Source organism: Shewanella sp. 10N.286.52.B9 (assembly GCF_002873635.1).
Lineage (GTDB): Bacteria > Pseudomonadota > Gammaproteobacteria > Enterobacterales > Shewanellaceae > Shewanella.
Genome location: NZ_MCTY01000167.1, coordinates 1 through 19,668 on the forward strand (window position 1 = coordinate 1; position 19,668 = coordinate 19,668).

General features: G+C 40.3%; 12 protein-coding genes and 1 other RNA gene. 9 read left to right on the forward strand and 4 right to left on the reverse strand.

The window, feature by feature from the left end; translation table 11 throughout:
- Positions 1–67: 67 nt before the first annotated feature.
- The 3 genes from BCU91_RS10300 to BCU91_RS10310 all read right to left on the reverse strand — a co-directional run bounded on the left by BCU91_RS10300 (position 68) and on the right by BCU91_RS10310 (position 7,176).
- Positions 68–2,926 (reverse strand): TonB-dependent receptor, encoded by a 2,859-nt coding sequence (locus tag BCU91_RS10300; RefSeq protein WP_102531415.1) that lies wholly within the window; start codon positions 2,924–2,926, stop codon positions 68–70.
- Positions 2,927–3,375: 449 nt separating this feature from the next.
- Positions 3,376–4,560, reverse strand: a complete 1,185-nt coding sequence (locus BCU91_RS10305) for a porin (protein WP_102436080.1) — start codon at positions 4,558–4,560, stop codon at positions 3,376–3,378.
- A gap of 225 nt (positions 4,561–4,785) precedes the next feature.
- Entirely contained in the window at positions 4,786–7,176 is a 2,391-nt protein-coding gene (locus tag BCU91_RS10310; protein ID WP_102531416.1) for a DNA polymerase II, read from the reverse strand.
- 108 nt (positions 7,177–7,284) lie between these two features.
- Here BCU91_RS10310 and dinG point away from each other — a divergent pair, with 108 nt between their 5' ends.
- The 6 genes from dinG to BCU91_RS10340 are packed head-to-tail and all read left to right on the forward strand — an operon-like array spanning position 7,285 to position 12,826.
- Positions 7,285–9,360: an ATP-dependent DNA helicase DinG gene (dinG, locus tag BCU91_RS10315; protein WP_102531417.1), complete on the forward strand. Its 2,076-nt coding sequence runs from the start codon at positions 7,285–7,287 to the stop codon at positions 9,358–9,360.
- An 8-nt stretch (positions 9,361–9,368) separates the two neighbouring features.
- Positions 9,369–10,142: a TSUP family transporter gene (locus BCU91_RS10320; RefSeq protein WP_102531418.1), complete on the forward strand. Its 774-nt coding sequence runs from the start codon at positions 9,369–9,371 to the stop codon at positions 10,140–10,142.
- Positions 10,139–10,804 carry a primosomal replication protein gene (locus BCU91_RS10325; protein WP_102436088.1) on the forward strand — a complete coding sequence of 222 codons (666 nt, stop codon included), beginning with the start codon at positions 10,139–10,141 and terminating at the stop codon, positions 10,802–10,804. Before BCU91_RS10320 ends, BCU91_RS10325 begins: the two co-directional genes overlap by 4 nt.
- Positions 10,805–10,813: 9 nt before the next feature.
- Positions 10,814–11,542 carry a DUF2057 domain-containing protein gene (locus tag BCU91_RS10330; RefSeq protein WP_102476368.1) on the forward strand — a complete coding sequence of 243 codons (729 nt, stop codon included), beginning with the start codon at positions 10,814–10,816 and terminating at the stop codon, positions 11,540–11,542.
- Entirely contained in the window at positions 11,542–12,447 is a 906-nt protein-coding gene (locus BCU91_RS10335; protein WP_102436092.1) for a histone deacetylase, read from the forward strand. The genes BCU91_RS10330 and BCU91_RS10335 overlap by 1 nt, the downstream gene beginning before the upstream one ends.
- 55 nt (positions 12,448–12,502) lie before the next feature.
- A complete protein-coding gene (locus tag BCU91_RS10340; RefSeq protein ID WP_102531419.1) occupies positions 12,503–12,826 on the forward strand; it encodes a late competence development ComFB family protein in 324 nt (107 codons plus the stop codon).
- 134 nt (positions 12,827–12,960) lie between these two features.
- Here BCU91_RS10340 and ffs read toward each other — a convergent pair.
- Positions 12,961–13,057: signal recognition particle sRNA small type (ffs, locus tag BCU91_RS10345), an RNA gene on the reverse strand.
- 811 nt (positions 13,058–13,868) lie between these two features.
- Here ffs and BCU91_RS10350 point away from each other — a divergent pair.
- The 3 genes from BCU91_RS10350 to BCU91_RS10360 all read left to right on the forward strand — a co-directional run bounded on the left by BCU91_RS10350 (position 13,869) and on the right by BCU91_RS10360 (position 19,657).
- Complete coding sequence (locus tag BCU91_RS10350; RefSeq protein WP_133126597.1) at positions 13,869–16,181, forward strand: hypothetical protein; 2,313 nt, start codon at positions 13,869–13,871, stop codon at positions 16,179–16,181.
- Between the two features lie 367 nt (positions 16,182–16,548).
- Positions 16,549–18,585: an OmcA/MtrC family decaheme c-type cytochrome gene (locus BCU91_RS10355; protein ID WP_102531431.1), complete on the forward strand. Its 2,037-nt coding sequence runs from the start codon at positions 16,549–16,551 to the stop codon at positions 18,583–18,585.
- Between the two features lie 82 nt (positions 18,586–18,667).
- The gene (locus BCU91_RS10360) at positions 18,668–19,657 is read left to right on the forward strand and encodes a DmsE family decaheme c-type cytochrome (protein ID WP_102476372.1); all 990 of its coding nucleotides are present in this window, start codon (positions 18,668–18,670) and stop codon (positions 19,655–19,657) included.
- The last annotated feature ends 11 nt before the right edge of the window (positions 19,658–19,668 follow it).

Below are 19,668 nucleotides of genomic sequence, written 5' to 3' on the forward strand. Positions count from 1 at the left end.
ATATTTATTAAGTTGGTAACTTTTCAAATAACAAAGCTACTACTTTAATACTTTTTAATTTCAGATATTAAAATTTCAAGCCTGCATTAAGGTATACGAAACGCCCTAATGTGTCATAGAAACCAGAAACTGTGTTTGCATTGCTTGATATAGTATTACCTACCATTGGAGGCTCTTCATCAAAGATATTATTAACACCAGCTGAGAACGTTAAGTAATCAGTTACTGCATAAAGGCCTGACAAGTCGAAATAACTAACAGCATCGATGCCGCCATTATCAATCAATGACGTATCTGCTGTTCCTTCATAGTCTACACTATCAAAGTAACGCCACTTCAATGAAACACTATAATCGTCAGCGCCGTATGTAGTCGTTAAATTATGACGCCATTTAGGAGAAGCAAAACATGACGTACTAACTACTCCAGAACAATCATATGAAAGCGAGTCATCACCTAAAATTGGTTCAACTTCTTTCTTGATGCTGTAATAACCATTAAGGTTGAAATCTAATGTTCCATTGCCTAAGTCGAGACTGTAGCTAGCTGTTGCATCAACCCCTTCCCATTTACGGCCACCGATGTTAGAACCAAGATTTGAAACATAACCTTCCTGACCTAACCATAGGCTTCCAGAAGAGCTTCGGTCAATGCTATCACAAAATAATGCATCCCCTGTTGTAGCACAGTTTGTAAGGATACGTTCAGCACCGATAGTACCGATTACTTGTTCCATTTCAATATTGAAATAATCAACAGAGAAGTTTAAATTTTCTAACGGGTTAGCAACTAAGCCTATAGTATATGTATCAGCCTCTTCCGGCTTCAACTCAGGATTACCGCCAGAAAACTGGTTATATTGACCAGCTGGAGATTTCGTAATATTGCCAAACTGAGCAGCTGAAACACCAGTATTTGCACACATTTCTTGTGTAAACCCTGCTGCTGTAATTTCCGCTACAGTACCTGCGCATGGGTCATCACCGCTCCATAAACCAATACTTTGTGAATCAAACAATTCACCGATGTTAGGTGCTCGCATTGCTTTTGCATAGCTGAAACGGAATTTATATGCGTCAGCCAATGTGTAATCAGTACCTAACGAGTAAGTATAATCAGTTCCAGAGGTTGAGTAATCTGAAGCACGAGCAGCTAAGTTGACATTCCACTCATCGAACACTGGTACCGCAAGTTCAGCAAAAGCTTCATTTACAGTAATTTCACCGTATAAACTTGGATTAGGGCCACCTTGACCAAGTAATTGACCTTCTTCATAAATGGTATCAGAAATACGTTCGTAAGATTGTTCACGACGTTCTAAACCAAATACAGCTCCAATATTTGATGATGCTGTTGGTAAAGCCAGATCAAATTCACCAGTAACATAACCGTTATAAATCATTTGAGTAACTAAACCTGTTTGTGTACCCACACCTGCAAGTTGTGCTGCTTGTTCAGCAGTTACACCATCCAGAGTAAACACGTTATACAACAGGCAACCGTCCTCGGCATTACACTCTGTATCTACAGCACCTACTCGTGAAGGGATTTTAGGAGCAAGTAAGTCATTTTGGTATACTGAGTTAGATGACGTAGCAGAATAAGCAAAGCTTACATCATAAGCCCACGAATCATTTAAATCACCTTCCATACCAGTTAAAATACGGTAAGAAGAATGTTCTAGGTTATTAGAACGAGCACCACCTTCAACATTACGCTTGCCGATATATGCAACGAATTGATCATCTGGAGTTTGCCCAAAAAAGTCTTGCAACTGTTGCTTTTGTAGTTCACTTAAAAGTGGATTATCGTAATCGAATAATATTTCTTGGTTAAAGAAAGTACCAGATTCAGCAATTTGACCTGCTGTTCTGTTGTGCATAAATGACAATTCCATGTAAGGGCGGAAATGTTCGTTAATTTCATAATTAATAAATGCACCGGTTGTAAAACGTTCATTTGGGCGCATAAAATGGTTTACAGGAGCATAGTTATAACGGTATCCGTCATCTTCCATGAAACCTTCACCATTAGGGTTTAAGTAACCCCAATATTCCTGAGTATAATCAACTTCACCATTAACAACTGGGAACATATCAAAATGAGGGTTAGGTGTAGTAGCAGAACCACCACAAGTATCCCCTGCACCATTTAAAGCACAAGATGCATAATCGCGAGAACCTTGCAATAACTCATCATTACGGCGCCAAACAGCGTAAGCTACAGCATGTCCCTTACCATCGTCGAAATCACTACCTAAAGTAACATCTATGGTGTATGTCTTTCCATCTACACCAGTATTTCCAGTTTCATAATCGAAATTCTTATCATCCATTAAACCTTGAATGTACTTATTGTTGTTATCGTGCTGATAACCTGAAGCACCAGCATTAATAGCAAAACCTTCAAAGTCATCATTCATGACAAAATTAACAACACCAGCAACGGCATCTGCACCATAAACCGCACCAGCACCACCAGTTAGAACTTCAACTCGCTTAATTAAAGAAGCTGGAATTTGGTTAATATCAGCAACTTGCGAAGTAATACTACCAGCTTGCATACGACGACCATTAATCAAAACAAGCGTTCTGTTTGAACCAAGACCACGTAAATCGACTGTTGCAGTACCTGTTGCGCCGTTAGCCAAAAATGCCGTTTCAGCTGCTTCAACTTGTGGCAACTGGTTTAAGACATCTTCTATACGGTCATAACCAGATGCTTTGATTTCAGTTGCATCCATCACAGTTACTGGGCTAGAACCCTCTATATCAGTACGTTTAATACGCGAACCAGTTACTTCGATGCGTTCAACTGAAGCACCATCATCTTCAGCAGCGAATGCTACTGGTGAACTAAGTGCTGCCGCAGCGGCACCGCTAATCATTGCTAGACGCACTGATTTAGCTAATAAATTCTTATGCATTGTCAATCTCCCTGGACTTGTGTCTTTCTTATTGTTCCAACCTTATTAATTTAGGTTGGTTAACGAAGTTGAACATCGCTCAACCACATTTCGTATGCAATAAAATCACAAATAAAACATTAATTCAACATATGTTTCATTAATATCGGGTAAGTTAACATGTTTAGAATGGTTATTTCGTCCACAAAAACATACAAAAATAGAGAATTAAACTACACAACCACCTTAAGCCTCTGTATTTAATAGCATTTAAAAATAACAAATAACAATTTAAAATATTGCAGAATTGTTCCAATCGGCTATTTTATACCCACAACAATAAATAGATATGTGGTCAAATGACCTTCGAGACTTACAATTAATTAACAAGCAGACGGTCGCTATGAATTTTAAAGCAAAAAAAACACCCCTTTCGGAGTGTTTTAATGGGTAGTTGTTAAATTTTAATTTTATAAAATGTAACGAATACCGAAGCCAATGCCATCATCTTCACTGATCTTCATTTTGTCTTCGTTTGTTCCGCGGAAATCACTGCTGTCGATACGACCTTCAAAATAAAGGATAGTGTTTGTATCCCAGATATAATGAATACCTGCTGTAGTGAACTGACGCTTAAATACTTCACCTTCATCAGCGCCTAATACGCTATCAGCATCTAACATGTTATATGCTAAGAAAACACGGATGTTGTTGTCAAAACGATATGATACTAATGACTCTACACCTTTCGCACTTTCAATCATACGGCCAATGTTATCTGTGTCATGAAATTTATTTTCATTGTAGTTCGCAGAGAAATAAATACCTTCTGCATCCCAGTTACCATAAGTTACGCTTAAGCCGTAAATTTCATCACGCTCTTCAATGCGGGTGCCGTTCTCTAATTCACCTTCAAATTTACCCGTGTTGTAACCAATACCAACAGATAATTCATCAGTGAATTGATACATAGCCGATAAACCGAAGGTATTACCGTATTCTACAGTACCTAGTGACTCTTCATCATTAATACTTGGTGCATCAGAAAAACCATCTACGTTCTCATCTTCGTAAATAACGAATTCATTTTGCTTTAACTGTACTTGCGCACCAAAACTGAATTTATCAAACGAGTTACGGTATTGAATGGTTTTATCACCACGGCCTACACCGTTAATAGCGCCATCAGCTTTATTGTATGTGTATACACCTGCAGCATTACCATCCCATACGATAGGGTAGTTTGTTCCGGCAACAACGTCGTACCAAACACCCCATTGCTTACCTAGGCTGATTGAGCCGTAAGTATCATTTGATACGCCAACGTAACCTAAACGGTTATTTAGAAAGTCATCGCTTTGTGATTCAAATTGACTACCAGCACTATAAACGATTTCACTGTTACCGAATGGGTTAACACCCCACTCGAATTTAGCAAAGGTTGCCCAACCATCATTCATTTGACGATCAAAGGCGAAGTTAATACGTGATGCGCCATTGACGATTTCAGTTTCACCTTGGCCACTATAAATACGTGCATCGATGAAACCACCAATAGCAACAGAGTTTTTCTCATCTTTATAGATTTCGATAGCAGAAGCTGTTGGTACAAACATAACTGCTGCAAGTGTTGATGCGATTAAAGTCTTTTTCATCGAGCTAAACCTTCCCATTTCATTTTCATCATTAATTATTTTAAATAATCTATTTGCATAGAATTTTTCCATTAACTGAAGGCTAGCATGATGAATTAGCATGAAACAAAGAGATAAATCGATTAAATATCATAATAAACTAAATAAGCACATTGCAAAGCACAAACCACTACCAAAAGACATAAAAATGATAACGTATCACCATAAATTACACAGCCAGCAACATTAAAGTAACAACATCTGATTGCTCACAAGACTATCAAAACTGTCACCTTTGAGCCCTAATACTGGTTCTGCAATGGGCTCGATTTGTTTATCAAGGTAATATTGGTAATCAATTGATTCATTGGTTGCTTCTATAGGTTGCGCACCATTCAGAGTCATCCTGTAAGCGATCATGGTGCCTCTTTTACCAAGCTCCGAATTACCTGTTATTTGACATAGACGCGTTGCGGCTTTCACATGTGGTGAAGATTTAGCCGTATAATCTTCAATGTTACGCTTTAGGCGTTTTCTAAAAATTAGTTCATCATCAAATGAGCCATTTTGAAGCTCCTTAATTTGCTTTAACAAGTAGCCTCTGACGTCCCCTTGGCTAAATAATAACAAGTATAAATGATATTGCATTCTTCTGGCTAAAGGGCTCCAATCACTTCTGACTTGCTCCATGCCTTTAAAGGTCAGTGCTAATTGTCCCTCCTTGTCAGTGGTTGCCCCTACATAGCGTTTTTTACTGCCAGCATCTGAGCCTCTTAATGTCGGCATGACAAATTGATTAAAGTGACTTTCAAATTCAAGTTCCAAATAACTTTTTAACTGAAACTTGGTAGCACAAAAATCGGCCCATTTTTGGGTAATTTCCTGTGCCAGCATATGACCTAACTGACTAATATCGTCTATTTGATGCTTTTCTCCTAACCACACAAAGGTAGAGTCGGTATCACCATAAATCACCTTATAACCCAACTCTTCAATCCAAGCTTTGGTTTGCTTCATGATTTGATGGCCACGCATGGTAATCGAGCTTGCAAGCTTGGCATCATGGAACACACAGCCTCTAGAGCCCAATACGCCATATAAAGAGTTCATGATTATTTTAATGGCTTGGGACAGAGGTTGGTTGTTAAGTTGTTTGGCTTGCTCACGCTGCTGCGCGAGTGTTGCTATTAGCTCTGGCAATATGGGGTTGTCTCTGCTAAATCTTGCATTGAGAAAACCCGGCACAGTCACTTCGTCAGGCTGCTGTTCGCCCACCACCAAGCCTTTGGGATCAATCAAAAACGTTCTAATAATTGATGGATAAAGGCTTTTAAAGTCCAACACTAAAACATCTTTGTAAAAACCCGGGATAGAATCCATCACATAGCCACCAGGAGATTCAAGTCCATCACTAGCTGGGTGAGCAGGGGCAACAAAACCGCTTCGATGTAAGTGCGGTAGGTATAAATTATTAAAAGCAGCAACAGATGCACCAACGCGGCCAAATTCTAAGCCGGTTAGTTTGGCCCGTTCAATGGCAAAAGCCAGCAACTGGGTTTTATCAAAAATATCCCATACTAGGCGGCAATCGGTAATATTATAAAACGCCAATGCGACTTTATCATAGGCAAACAAATGACAGATTTCTTGGCTGCGATTATCAACATGGTCAATAGCCTTGCCTTCATTTAGTAATTGTTGCGATACGTGCTCTAATGAATAGCGTTCAAAATGATAAAATGCCGCTTTAATCCAATCGATGCCATCTAGCACCACTCGCCCCGGTAAAGATAAGGTTTCAGGGCGATGCTTATCTTCAACCTTCCAGCTTAATACCTTCGCCCCACGACCAATGGTTAACGGTATCGAATGTAACTGACAACGTTTATACAATAGTGACAAATCAAAAGTGACGACCGCCCAGCCAATAATGACATCAGGATCATATTCGGCAAACCAATCAATTAATCGCTTAATAAGCTCAACTTCGGTAACCACCCACTGAATATAGTGCTCTGACTCTTGAGGCTGTCCCACCATAATGACTAATTGATAATCTTGCCCATATAAGCCAACTGAATATAACTCGCCGCTAGGGCTACATTCGAAATCCAACGAAATCATAGAAAGCGAGATGTCATTATCGCTTTTTCTTGCTTTTACAGCTTGGTACACCGGCAATTGACTTAAGCTGGTATTCTGACTGTTACATAAATCAGCCTCTAAACTAGATTGCCCGATAAACTCAACATCAAAGGCAATAAAGCGTTCTATCAAATATCGCTGCTCTGCCCTAATATCTGCCTCATAAATCTCAATCCCCATATCATTGGCAATCCGCAATAACTGCCTTTGTACACTGGCTGACTTTAAGTAAATACAGGCGATAGCTTGGTGATTAAAGTTTTTAAGCGCGACAGTTTCGATTCTGCAACCTTGATGAATATGTCCTGCGAGTTTTGGTATATCTATTTGACGGCAAAAACACACTACTTCAGCCCCGTCCACTTCTATCAGCACAGGGCCAGATCTCGTTTTTAAATAATATTGCAATATAAGTCGACCATCACGAAAAGCTGAATGCCGCGTCAACACTCGCCCTTTGATAGAAGTCACCTTATTTACGCTTACTGTCATAGTTTTTGGCTCGATTAAATATTTCGTGCAGTTCAATTCACTGTTATTATGTACAGCATATAACAGCGAACACATAAACAGTAAGCAAAGAATGCGAATAGGTCACTCATGTTAACGGATAAAGTCAAAAGTCAGATCCGCACTATCTATAAAGATATCGCGGCGGCAATGCCAAATTTTCGCTCTCGCCGTGAGCAAAACTATATGGTGGCTGAAATATCTAAAACACTGGCCGGTGAATATGACAAACACCGTCGCATTATGGTTTGTGAAGCCGGCACCGGTATTGGTAAATCCTTATCCTATATTCTTGGCACGATTCCGTTAGCCATTGCCAGCAAGAAAAAAGTCTGTATAGCAACGGCAACCGTAGCATTACAAGAGCAATTACTGCATAAAGATTTACCCTTCTTTTTGCAACAGTCTGGGGTAGACTTTAAATTTGGTTTAGTCAAAGGCCGTCAGCGTTATGTTTGCTTAGCAAAGCTTGAAGCCATGATCGGCCCCGAAGACACCTCACAAATGGCGATGTGGCAGACAAAGCCTGATCAAAGCCAGATTGACCAACTCAAAAAAATCCATAAAGATTACCAAGATAAAAAGTGGAACGGTGAAATCGACACTTTAGAGCAACCTGTTCCTGACTTTTTATGGCAGCAAATATGCTGTGATAAACACAGCTGCCATCGTCAGTTATCCAATCATCATAACTGCCCTTTTCATAAAGCCCGTGAAGATGTCGAAACCTGGGACGTACTCATTGTTAACCACAGTTTGTTATTTGCCGACTTAGAACTGGGCGGCGGCGTTATTTTACCAGAGCCTGAAGAGATGTTTTATGTCATCGATGAGGCGCATCATCTGCCAACAGTTGCCAGAGATTTCTCCAGCGCCCAAGCAAGTCTTCGCGGCACAGCTGATTGGCTAGAAAAGGCAGGTAAAACCTGCTCTAAATTACAAAACCAATTAAAAACCACTCATATTATTGCACCAGTGCAAGCGATGCTAGATCACATTAATGAGCTGGTTAGCCAGCTTAATCAAGTGGCACATTTTTGTGATACCCAGCCGCAGCTCTTTGCCAACCCAGAAACCCGTTTAAGATTTGAAAATGGCAAATTACCAGAGTCATTACTCATACAGGCCGAAAACTTAGCTTCAGCATCGAATTCTGCATTAAAGCAATTTAATAAAATTCAAACCGTTTTAAGTGAAGCGATAAAAGATGGTGAGTTACCTAAACATCAATCAGAAACAGTGCTTTCAGAAGCAGGCTTTATTTCCCAGCGTTTAGAAAACTTGCATAAATTATGGAAAATGCTCGCTAAAGAAGACTCAAAAAAAGGTGCGCCCATGGCGCGCTGGGCTGAACTGATCACAGGTAAACAACAGGATTATTTATTATGTGCGTCTCCTATTGAAGTGGGTTTCATGCTCGAATCTATGCTGTGGCAAAAAGCCGCAGGTGTTGTATTGTGCAGCGCAACACTGCGGGCGCTGAATAATTTTAATCATTTTGCCCATCAAGTCGGGTTATCATTAAATGATGGCAGCCGCTTTTTGGCGTTACTATCGCCATTTGATTATCAAAATAATGCCACATTATTTATTCCTCAAATGAAGAATGAGCCTACAGATGAAGCCTTTACCGATGAGCTTGCAGAGCAGATATTGGCATTAGTTGAAGATGAAATGGCAACATTGGTGCTGTTTGCCTCTTATTGGCAAATGGAAAAGGTGACAGATCAAATTATTGGTAAAATGCCTAAAGAGCAGTTATTTGTTCAAGGAACTATGCCAAGACAACAGGTGCTAACTCAACATAAAGCCCGTTGTGATGCCGGAAAAGCCAGTATTATCTTTGGCACAGGCAGTTTTTCAGAAGGATTAGATTTACCTGGGGATTACCTTACCAACCTGATTGTCACCAAACTGCCCTTTGCAGTGCCGACATCACCAGTTGAACAAGCACATGCGGAATATATAAAAAGCAAAGGTGGCAACCCTTTCCTACAATTAACCATTCCAGATGCGTCACGTAAATTAATCCAAAGTTGTGGTAGATTACTGCGCAAAGAAGACGATTATGGCCGAGTGACTATTTTAGACCGCCGCCTAATTACCAAGCGTTACGGTAAATCGTTACTCGATGCCCTACCGCCATTTCGTAAAGTTATTGAATAGGTATTTTTTTGGAATTTTTGTTAGACCCTAGTCATTGGGTCATTCTGGCGATAATTGGTGTTGTTGCAGGTTTTATAGATGCCGTTGTTGGCGGTGGCGGTTTGCTTTCTATACCTGCACTGCTAACGATGGGCGTTCCACCCCATTTAGCATTGGGTACCAATAAGCTCGCAGCCTGTTTCGGCTCTATTACTGCAGGTTATACCTACTACAAACAACAACTCATTAAACCTTCCTTCTGGCGGGCTGCATTTTTGACGACCTTTATAGGTGCCATCATCGGCAGTTTTTTAGTTTATTTTATTGATGCTGCTTGGCTCGAAAAAATCTTACCGCTGATCATTATCGGGATTGCAATCTACACCCTTATAAGTCCCAAAGCGATGGGCGAAACTATCATCAATCAACCCACCGGGTTGCCATCTCAAAACAAACAAATAGTGCAAGGAATGACCTTAGGTGCTTATGATGGTTTTGCAGGCCCCGGTATTGGCGCATTTTGGACAGTATCCAGCATCAGGCTGCATAAGCTGCCATTATTAAACAGCTGCGCCTTAGCAAGGCTAATGACCTCAGTGAGTAATGTTACCGCATTAGTCATTTTTTCCTTATTAGGCGAAGTGGATTGGATATTAGGTTTGTGGATCGGTGTTTGTATGATGGCGGGATCATTTATTGGGGCTAAATCTGCTATAAGATTTGGTATTCCCTTTATCAAACCGCTATTTATCATTACTGTATTATCCATTGCAGCACATTTAGCTTGGACGGCTTGGCTATGAGAAACACCAACCAACTCATTTACCAATTAAAACAGCAGCTCAGTTCATTAGAACAAGATGCCTTACATCACGATCAGCAATTACCTGCGCAACAAAAGAAAATGCTGCAAGATATTGAACGATTTAATTCACAATTATTTATTCAACAAGGTGCCCAATTAAGCCCTTGTATTGCCCAATTAAAAAAAGACATTCAGCAATTAGAAAAGCAACTTTCTTTCAAACTTGATGTCAGAATCATTGAGCTTAGCTGCCAGCGCATTCAAGATCGCTTTACCGCATTAAGACGAGCCTTAGTGACCACCAACCTGAATGTGAATACTGAAAAGCAAAAACGTGACAATAGCCGTGCACGCTATGCAAAAAAACAACAGCAACAACATTCAGACAGTGGCTTTGGCTGGATAGCCAGTAATGTAATGAAAAACAGCCACCAAATTTATCAAGAGCTGAACAAACATTTGAATTGGGCTACAACCTTTGAACAAAAAATAGCAGAAATGGAATCTGCACTTGCAAACTGTCATAGTACTGACAAAATCAGATTACAAAATGAAATTCTCTCTCTACATCGACGCTTAGGAAAATGTCGTCAAGCAATTAGTTATATAGAGGAAAGAATCCAGATGTTTGAACGACCTAATAGAAATTTAAATCGTTAAGGAGCAACAATGAATTTTACCCGAACGCTAAGTGCCACTTTACTTGCTTTAGCTACATCAACATCAGCTTTAGCGGCAAATTTAACCATTCCAATGTCGTTTGAGTATTTAGCATTGGATGGCAAAGAAATTGATACCAATAAGTTTACCCATAAATCAGATCTAGACCTTAGTAATGGCTCCCATAAAATAGCCATCCGTTACCACGATATGATTGAAGATGACTTCAGCGATAGCCAAAGCTTTATAAAATCAGCGCCTTTTATTGTCACTATTATAGTCGATGGCGATCATGAGTATTTTCTTAAGCCCGCAGACGGAGAATTTGTAAAACGCCCTAAAAGCTTTGCTAAAGATCCCCAAGTGATTATCTCACGCCAAGATAATGGCAAAGTCGATTACACAATTACCCAAACCGATTTTGAAGAAGGTTCATTTTTAGGCGGGTTATTTGGCAGTAATAAAGGTGATGATATTGACGCATTAGCAGCTTCTGCAACCAGTAGCAATGTCGCTCCAGCCGCAGTAAACACTGCAACTGCCACAACAGCGGCCGTGACCTCGACCGCAGTAGTTGCTAGCACACCTGTGACTCAAACTGCGACAGCTTCCGCAACGACATCGGCTGTAACAGATAAAGCGGCAACTCATCCTGAGCAAATGCTGCAATATTGGTGGTTACAAGCTGATGAGCAAACACGCAAAGAGTTCATGAGTTGGGCTATTAAACAGCTTTAATGACTATTCCACTCGTTTATCACGCCAGCTACTCCAAGCTGGCGTTACCTAAAAAGCATCGGTTTCCTACCAGTAAATATCAACGTTTACAGCAATATTTACTTGAACAAGGTCTCGCTATCCCGCAAGATTTTCATCAGCCAAGCCCCATCGATATTAAAGTGTTAAAACAAACCCATCAAAGTGACTATGTTGATGGCTTTATCAATAACACCCTTACTAATAAAGTGCTGCGCCGTATCGGTTTTCCTTGGAGCGAATCACTGGTTAACCGCACCCTTCACGCGGTCAATGGCACAGTGCTAAGCGCTAATTTGGCAATTGACCATGGTATTGCCCTACATTTAAGTGGTGGCTATCATCATGCTCATTATGACTTTGGCAGTGGTTTCTGTGTCTTTAACGATTTAATGATTGCAGCCAAGCAAATGCTTATTAAGCAAAAAGCCACGAAAGTGCTTATTATCGATTGTGACGTACATCAAGGCGATGGCACTGCGGCATTGTCTCAAACCCAAGACAACATAATAACTTGCTCGCTTCATTGCCAAAAAAACTTCCCATTTAGAAAGCAACGCTCCCATCACGATATAGAATTTGATAAACACACTCTCGACGATGAATACTTATCGGTTATCAAACAAGTGATCCCATACCTTATAAGCATCCATCAGCCAGATCTTATCCTTTACGATGCCGGCGTTGATATTCACCAAGATGATGATTTAGGCTATTTAGACATATCAACCAAAGGCATATTGGCCCGAGATACATTTATTTTACAGCAAGCTAAGCAGGCAGAAATCCCGATTGCAGCGGTGATCGGAGGCGGTTACAGCCGCAACGAGCAAGCACTAACTCAAAGACATAGCCAACTTTTTATTGCAGCCAAGGCAATCTGGTAGCACACTAATGATAATCAGATAAACAAGTTAAATTTCATTCTATAGGGAGTCAAGGATGCAAGTTGATATTCGTAATTACTATGAAGTGCTTTTAATGGAAATATTAAGAGACGAAGGCTTACTCGAAGAGCTACCAGAGGAGTATTTAGCTGATTTATGCTGCGTTACCTTAAATCAACTTCCAGTTCGCTACATAAGACACCTCGTTGATACTTATTTTTTTGAAGATTATGCAGAACTGCAACAGATGAAAAACGAGATCCATAGCGCACTTGAAAAGTCACGACAGTTTTTAAAAGCCAACCTTCATAAAAAGTTAGTGGAAGATGCAGAAAGCGCAGCTAAAGAGCCTGCTATCAAGAAAATACCAAACATCTAATGCGCAAAAATTTTAAATGGCTAGGTTGGTTTACTAAAGAAACACTCAACATAAACGCTGATAAAAAACGTTATTTTAAGTAAAGTAAGGTGTTTAGAGAGTTTTTGAATGAAATACTAGGAGTATTGGAGGTTCCCCTAGAGCCACACCCCGGCACACGAGTCACTTGCTGCGGTTGCTCCCTTCCAGGCCTGGCCGAGTTCACAAGTTATCATTGCGGGGGGACCCTAAGGTCACCATTGATGTCTAATTAAGCAAATAAGGTTAAATATCTAATTATCTTAAACATCTAAAATTAGTCCTGCTTAACGAGAACAACAGGATTATCCACTAAGCACTGACCATGTTCAAGTTAAATTCGCTCACTTTTATCAACAAAGCGCTCGACTGCACAAGCTTTACTCGATCCCGGTTAAATTAGCTCATTATTTAACTGATTTAAGTATACAGCACCTGCAAAGTGCCAATTCAATTCGAGCTTACCAATACACAACACAATATACAGCAACTTGTCAGCTAAAATTAACTGCCAAAACCTCGCACTCAGCAAAATTATTTGACCAAGTGATAATGCACATCAACCACAATAAGATCACGATCACACTTTTAACCAAAATCAGCCTTTAATCATCAAAAAACACACAATTTGCTCAGGTTTTAACCCATCTTTCACATAAATCACTTATTATTAGTAATGGCAATTTTAGCAATCTATTTAGTAGTGAGTAGAACATTACCAAAATCATTGCAGACATTAGGGCTTACTGAAATTGGATACCAAACTGGGTTTTTGGCGTCAATCAACAAAAAACACCCACAGAGAGCAACTACTGATTATCGGCAGTTTAACAACTTAAAAACAACGAGTTGTAAATTGCAGAATTTAGAAGTACTCCTTTCGGAATAGTAAGATCTTAATCACGGTGGCGACGTAGACAAGTGGTTAAAATAGTAGAACTTATTTCGAATAAGTTTGGATAGTATCCATACGCTTGATTTTATGATGAAGGATCAAGTGAAAATAAATCTCTTGCAGGGAAAAATGATGAATAAATTTAATTTAAATACGACTGCTAAAGCGGTATTCAGTGCGGGGCTATTAGCTTTTGCATTGACTGGCTGTGGCAGTGACGGAAGTGATGGTAAAGACGGTGAAGATGGCGAAGTTGCAATCAACATCAATTCTGCATCAGCAATACAAACTGAAGTTGAACTTGCTAAATACGATGCCGAAGCCGCGTCTTTAACTGTTGAGTTCTTACTCACTAACCCTAATGGCGTAGCCATTACTGGTTTAGATACTTTAGAAAGTCAGCCAATTCGCCTTAATTTCGGACGAATGGGTACACGCGAAGAGGCTTTCCTTCCTTACGATACCGAATCTGGTACTGTAACAAGTCGTGGAGATGGCGACAGAGAAATCTGGCTTTCTTACATGAATAAAGAAAAAGGAGAGTATATTGCCGGCTCTAGTTCTTGGAGTCTTTCAAGTTGCCCTGAAGACACTGAGTGTCTAACGTATCTAGGCCAAGGTAAATATAGTCTAACTGTACCTGCAGCGATTAATACTCTAACGCTTGATTACGGTTATGATGACACTAAAACACAAGGCATATTCTTGCGTGTATCTAAAGCAGGTACAAATGAACTCAATACTAATAGTAAATACTATTGGGAACCGGCCACTGAAGAAAGTGTTAGCGCCCCCAAATTAGTTACCAGCATGGAAACATGTACCAACTGTCACGTTGGCGTAGAAAACATTCACCACAGTGATAGAGGTAATACCGCAGCCGAATGTGTTTTCTGCCACACTGATTACACCCTTTATACTGGCACCGATACTGATGGCAATGAATTCACCTATGACGGTTCTATCAAAGGCCTAGTTCACGGAATTCATACTGGTGCGACTGAAACTGACCGCCGCTTACTGAATAAGTTTGCAGAATTAGCACCTAACACAACAACTGGTGTTATTGCTAATATAGACCCATCAAAGAACCCTGCATTCTCATTCAAACATGATGGCGCGATTCTTGACTCTGAAGGTAACCCTGAAGGCCCGATCAACTTCCCAACTTCAATGTCAAATTGTGATACCTGCCATGTTGATTACACCACTACAGAAGAAACTCTTCCAGATGATGTAACAATCCATGCTTTAGATTGGTTTGCAGATCAAGATGCTGATAGCTGCCAAAACTGTCATGGTGACTACCATCACGGTGGTAAAACTGAAGAAACTGAAAGTGGTCTAAGTTATGTAGGTTGCGTAACTTGTCACAATTCAAACGAAGAAGGCAATCGCGGTGGTGCATTCCGTCACTTTGCTGACCACGAAAAAGAAAGCCGTGAAGCAGCATCTGAAGCAGGTCTCTTCGTTGAAACCAACTACAGTGAGTTAAGTTTTGATGAAGCAAGCTCAACACTAACATTCACCATGAACTTGATGAAAGGCGAAGAAGCTGTAACCAGTGAATTTGTTCCTAGTGTGACTGTTTATGTGAATGCGATTAATGCTGAAAGCCCTGATGCATATTTAGCTTCACGCACTAGCGGCGCTGTAACAGAAAATACTGATGGCTCTTACTTAGTAACTGTTGATGCGACTGCAGCAGATTTTGTATTACCTTCTTTAGCAGAGGCTATTACTTCAGGTGCTGATTTAGCTATAACATCAAGCTTTAGCACTTGTTTTGCAAACAAGAGTTCTACACTTGCTCCATTAACTGACGATGGAACAGGCTCAATGAGCTGTGATGAAGTTTCAAGTCCAAATGCAGCTAAAACAGCATTCTTGAAACTAGATGGTACTGCAGGTGCAGAACGCGCAAGTGCTGCTGCATATGATAACTGTGCAAGCTGTCATAACAACGATATGGTTGCTAGTAGAGGTGCTCCTCACTATCGCAATGCTGACTTGCATACTTGTGCACAGTGTCATGAAGCTGGTGATTACAACAGTATGGTAGTTCGTGTACATGGTACTTTCGGTAAGGCCCATGGTCGTGAAGATGTGCAAGACTTAGTAAGCAGTAATAATTGCTCTGCTTGTCACAGCGACACCAACTATAGTCTAGAGAATGCTCGTTCTACGCCAATGCGTTGGGATCGAGTGAAGTATACACCAGAAGAATTACCATTCTTCTCTAGCCCTCAAGCTGGTGTATGTGCTTCATGTCACGTTTCTGACAGCTACGAAATTGGCGGTGGTTCTGCATCAGCAGAGGCTCACATCACAAATAATGGTGGTGTAGTTGCTGGTACTTATGAAGATGCACAAATGGCTCAAGAAAGCTGTGCAACCTGTCACAGTGCTAGTCAGATTGCTGAAGTACATGGCGTTAAATAAAAGTGATGTTAAGTAGATTTTTTATTGATTAACGATATCCCTCTGCTAATTTTTTTGGTAGGGGGATTTTTAGTTTTAAGTCAGTAAAATCAATATTAAAATTTTATTTGCAATGATTTAAATTGAGTAGGGATTTGTATATTGCCGTGAAATTAGCTTTCTCAGGGCACAAATAGCTACCTCTTTATAAATAGACTGATCTGCTTCACAGTCTCAGTCGACATATAAAGATTTTTCTCTTGTTGTGGATTAATCTTATATTGATGAATTTAAAATCCAAAAAAGCTAAATTGACTCAATAGACTAAGTATCTATGTAGCGCAAAAGCTAAGTCAAAATTAGCAATGTCTTATTGATGCAGGGACAAATGATGAACAAGAAAAATTCCAAATTAGCACTAATGCTTGTAGCAAGTGCAGTAAGCGTAGCCTTAACAGGCTGTGGTAGTGACGGAGATGATGGTAAAGATGGTATCCCAGGCCTTCCAGGCGGCGAACCAGCTGAAGCTATCCAACAACTTAAGCTTGAAGTCCTTTCAGTAACGTATGAAGGTGATAACCCAACGCTTAAGGTTTTTGCGACTAATGAAGATGATGAAGCAGTAGTCGGATTATCCGCTTTTGAAGTTAAAAAAGTAGCTCAACTTATACCAGCTGGCGCAACGGGCGCTGGTAATAGTGCAGTTTGGGAATCAATTGGCTCTCAAAAAGAGTTCATTGATAACAAAAATGGTAGCTATAGCTTCACCATTGAAACTGATGGCTTCAATTCTGAATTAACTCAGCGCTATAACATCATTGCTCAAAATGCAATGCTGCTCGATGGTGTAACAGAAGTACCTCATACTGAACTATCACAAGACTTTGATGGTGAAGGTTATGACGCTAAATATACAAAGAACATTGTGTCACATGACACTTGTGCAAATTGCCATGCTGAAGGTGAGCCTATCACTACTCGACATAGCAGTTACTTTACTCAAGAAACTTGCGCGACATGTCACAGTACAAATCTTTCTACTGAAAGTCAGTGGAAACACTTAATTCATAACATTCACAACAGTAATAAGTCGTTTACTGATAAAAATGATAAAGAATATACTGGTGTTACTGCAGAAGCTTTAATTCAAAATAATTGCCAATCATGTCACGTTGAGTCTGAAGAGTTAGCAGAATCGGGTAACTGGACACGTATTCCAACTATGGAAACCTGTACTAGTTGTCACACTGGCATCGACTTCGAAGCAGGCCAAGGTCACTCACAACAATCTGACAATTCAAACTGTATTGCATGTCATAACGCGAGCTGGACTGAAGAAATTCACACTGGTGATTTTGTCGAGAAAAAAGCGTTGATGGATCAATATGGTATCAATGTTGACTCAGCAATAGATCCTACAACTCAAAATGCAACTATCAGTATCCAAGTTGTAGATTCAAACGGTGAAAATGTCGACCTTAATACCATTTCAGCAATGGTTCAGCGTATTGAAATTATTACCAACGTTGGCCCCAATAATGTAACACTGGGCTATTACGGTAAAGATTCTATTAATGCAATCATGAACGGTGTTGTTGACGACACAAAAGCTACTATTGAAGATGGTAAGTTAGTATATACCACTAGCGCAGATCTTAAACTTGGCACAGCAGGAAGCGATGACGAAACAGCATTTAGCTTTGTTGGTTGGTCAATGTGTTCTGAAAATAGCGAATTTGTCGATTGTTCTAAAGTCGTGATCGATGAAAACATGGATACCAATGACAATGGTGAGAAATGGTTGAATGACAATTTCTACACTGCAATGAAAGCTGATTTAGCCTTTGCAACTTTATCAGGCTCAGCCGCTAGCATGCGTCATGTAGATTCAGTTAATTTTACTGCATGTGCATCATGTCATACCCCTGAGTTTGAAATTCACAAGGGTAAACAGCATGCTGGTTTCGTGATGTCTGAGCAACTTTCTCACACTACAGATGTTAACGATATGCCTATTGTTGGTGTTGATGCTTGTGCTGCTTGTCATACTCCAGATGGCTCATATGCAGTAGGTTTCAACCAAGGTGCACTTGAAATGAAACTTCATAGCGTTCACGGTGAACAAGGCATTATCAAAGATTGTGCTCAGTGTCATAACGACTTTAATCTTGATGCATTCAAGCTTAAAGGCGCTTTAGCGACTGCAGGTAATGGCGAGTATCCTTTTGTTAATGAGGGATACACCACTCCAATCACTGCTACTTGTGCTTCTTGTCATGGTTTTGACGAAATTAAAGCGCATGCTGAAGGCCAAGGCGGCCTAGTGAATGGCTCTTATGAAGATGCCAATGCGTCTGCACAACTTGAGTTCTGTATGGGTTGTCACGCACCAACCATTTTCGATCACACCGCGATGAAGATGTAATTTACCCTTAAGGGAGAAGCTTGCTTCTCCCTTAGATTACATAAATCACATCAACATCATGGATAGATTGGGAAGCCTCACTATGAAAATCAAAATGAAATTAAACACTTTAATCCCGACATTGATGGCAGTTGTTTTGCTATCGCTTGGGATGTCTCACTCGGCTTATGCGTCGAAGTGGGATGCAAAAATGACACCTGACGAAGTTGAAGCCGTACTTGATAAAAAGTTCGAAGAAGGTAGTTATTCACCTAAAGGCGCTGACTCATGCTTAATGTGTCATAAGCGTTCAGAAAAAGTAATGGATATCTTTAAAGGTGTTCATGGCGCAATTGACTCATCAAAAAGCCCAATGGCTGGCCTTCAATGTGAAGCGTGTCATGGCCCAATGGGTAAGCATAACCGTGGTGGTAATGAGCCAATGATTGCTTTTGGCCCTAACTCAACCTTAGCACCTGAAAAGCAAAACAGTGTTTGTATGGGCTGTCACTTAGACGACAAGCGTATGTCTTGGAACACTAGCCATCATGATAATGCTGATGTTGCTTGTGCATCTTGTCATAATGTTCATACTGCAAATGACCCTATTTTGTCTAAAAAGACTGAAATGGAAGTCTGTACTAGTTGTCATGTTAAAGTTAAAACCGACATGAACAAACGCTCAAGTCATCCAATGAAGTTTGACCAAATGACCTGTAGTGATTGTCACAACCCACATGGCAGCATGGCTGATTCAGATCTTGTTAAACCAAGTGTCAATGAAACATGTTACTCATGTCATGCTGAAAAACGTGGTCCAAAACTTTGGGAACACGCACCAGTGACAGAAAACTGTGTAAGTTGTCATAACCCACATGGTTCAGTTAACGAAGGAATGCTAAAAACTCGTGCTCCTCAGCTATGTCAGCAATGTCATGCCAGCGATGGTCATGCTAGCAATGCTTACTTAGGCAACACAGGAATGGGTTCTAATGTTGGTGATAATGCCTTTACTGGTGGCCGCAGTTGTTTAAATTGTCATAGCCAAGTACATGGTTCAAACCACCCTTCTGGCAAATTACTTCAGCGTTAAGGATGTACGAC

Coding starts and splice junctions, on each gene's coding strand:
- BCU91_RS10305 (WP_102436080.1), bottom strand. CDS start 4,560: ATGAAAAAGACTTTAATCGCATCAACACTTGCAGCAGTTATGTTTGTA.
- BCU91_RS10340 (WP_102531419.1), top strand. CDS start 12,503: ATGCAAGTTGATATTCGTAATTACTATGAAGTGCTTTTAATGGAAATA.
- BCU91_RS10335 (WP_102436092.1), top strand. CDS start 11,542: ATGACTATTCCACTCGTTTATCACGCCAGCTACTCCAAGCTGGCGTTA.
- dinG (WP_102531417.1), top strand. CDS start 7,285: ATGTTAACGGATAAAGTCAAAAGTCAGATCCGCACTATCTATAAAGAT.
- BCU91_RS10310 (WP_102531416.1), bottom strand. CDS start 7,176: ATGACAGTAAGCGTAAATAAGGTGACTTCTATCAAAGGGCGAGTGTTG.
- BCU91_RS10360 (WP_102476372.1), top strand. CDS start 18,668: ATGAAAATCAAAATGAAATTAAACACTTTAATCCCGACATTGATGGCA.
- BCU91_RS10330 (WP_102476368.1), top strand. CDS start 10,814: ATGAATTTTACCCGAACGCTAAGTGCCACTTTACTTGCTTTAGCTACA.
- BCU91_RS10300 (WP_102531415.1), bottom strand. CDS start 2,926: ATGCATAAGAATTTATTAGCTAAATCAGTGCGTCTAGCAATGATTAGC.
- BCU91_RS10355 (WP_102531431.1), top strand. CDS start 16,549: ATGATGAACAAGAAAAATTCCAAATTAGCACTAATGCTTGTAGCAAGT.
- BCU91_RS10350 (WP_133126597.1), top strand. CDS start 13,869: ATGATGAATAAATTTAATTTAAATACGACTGCTAAAGCGGTATTCAGT.
- BCU91_RS10325 (WP_102436088.1), top strand. CDS start 10,139: ATGAGAAACACCAACCAACTCATTTACCAATTAAAACAGCAGCTCAGT.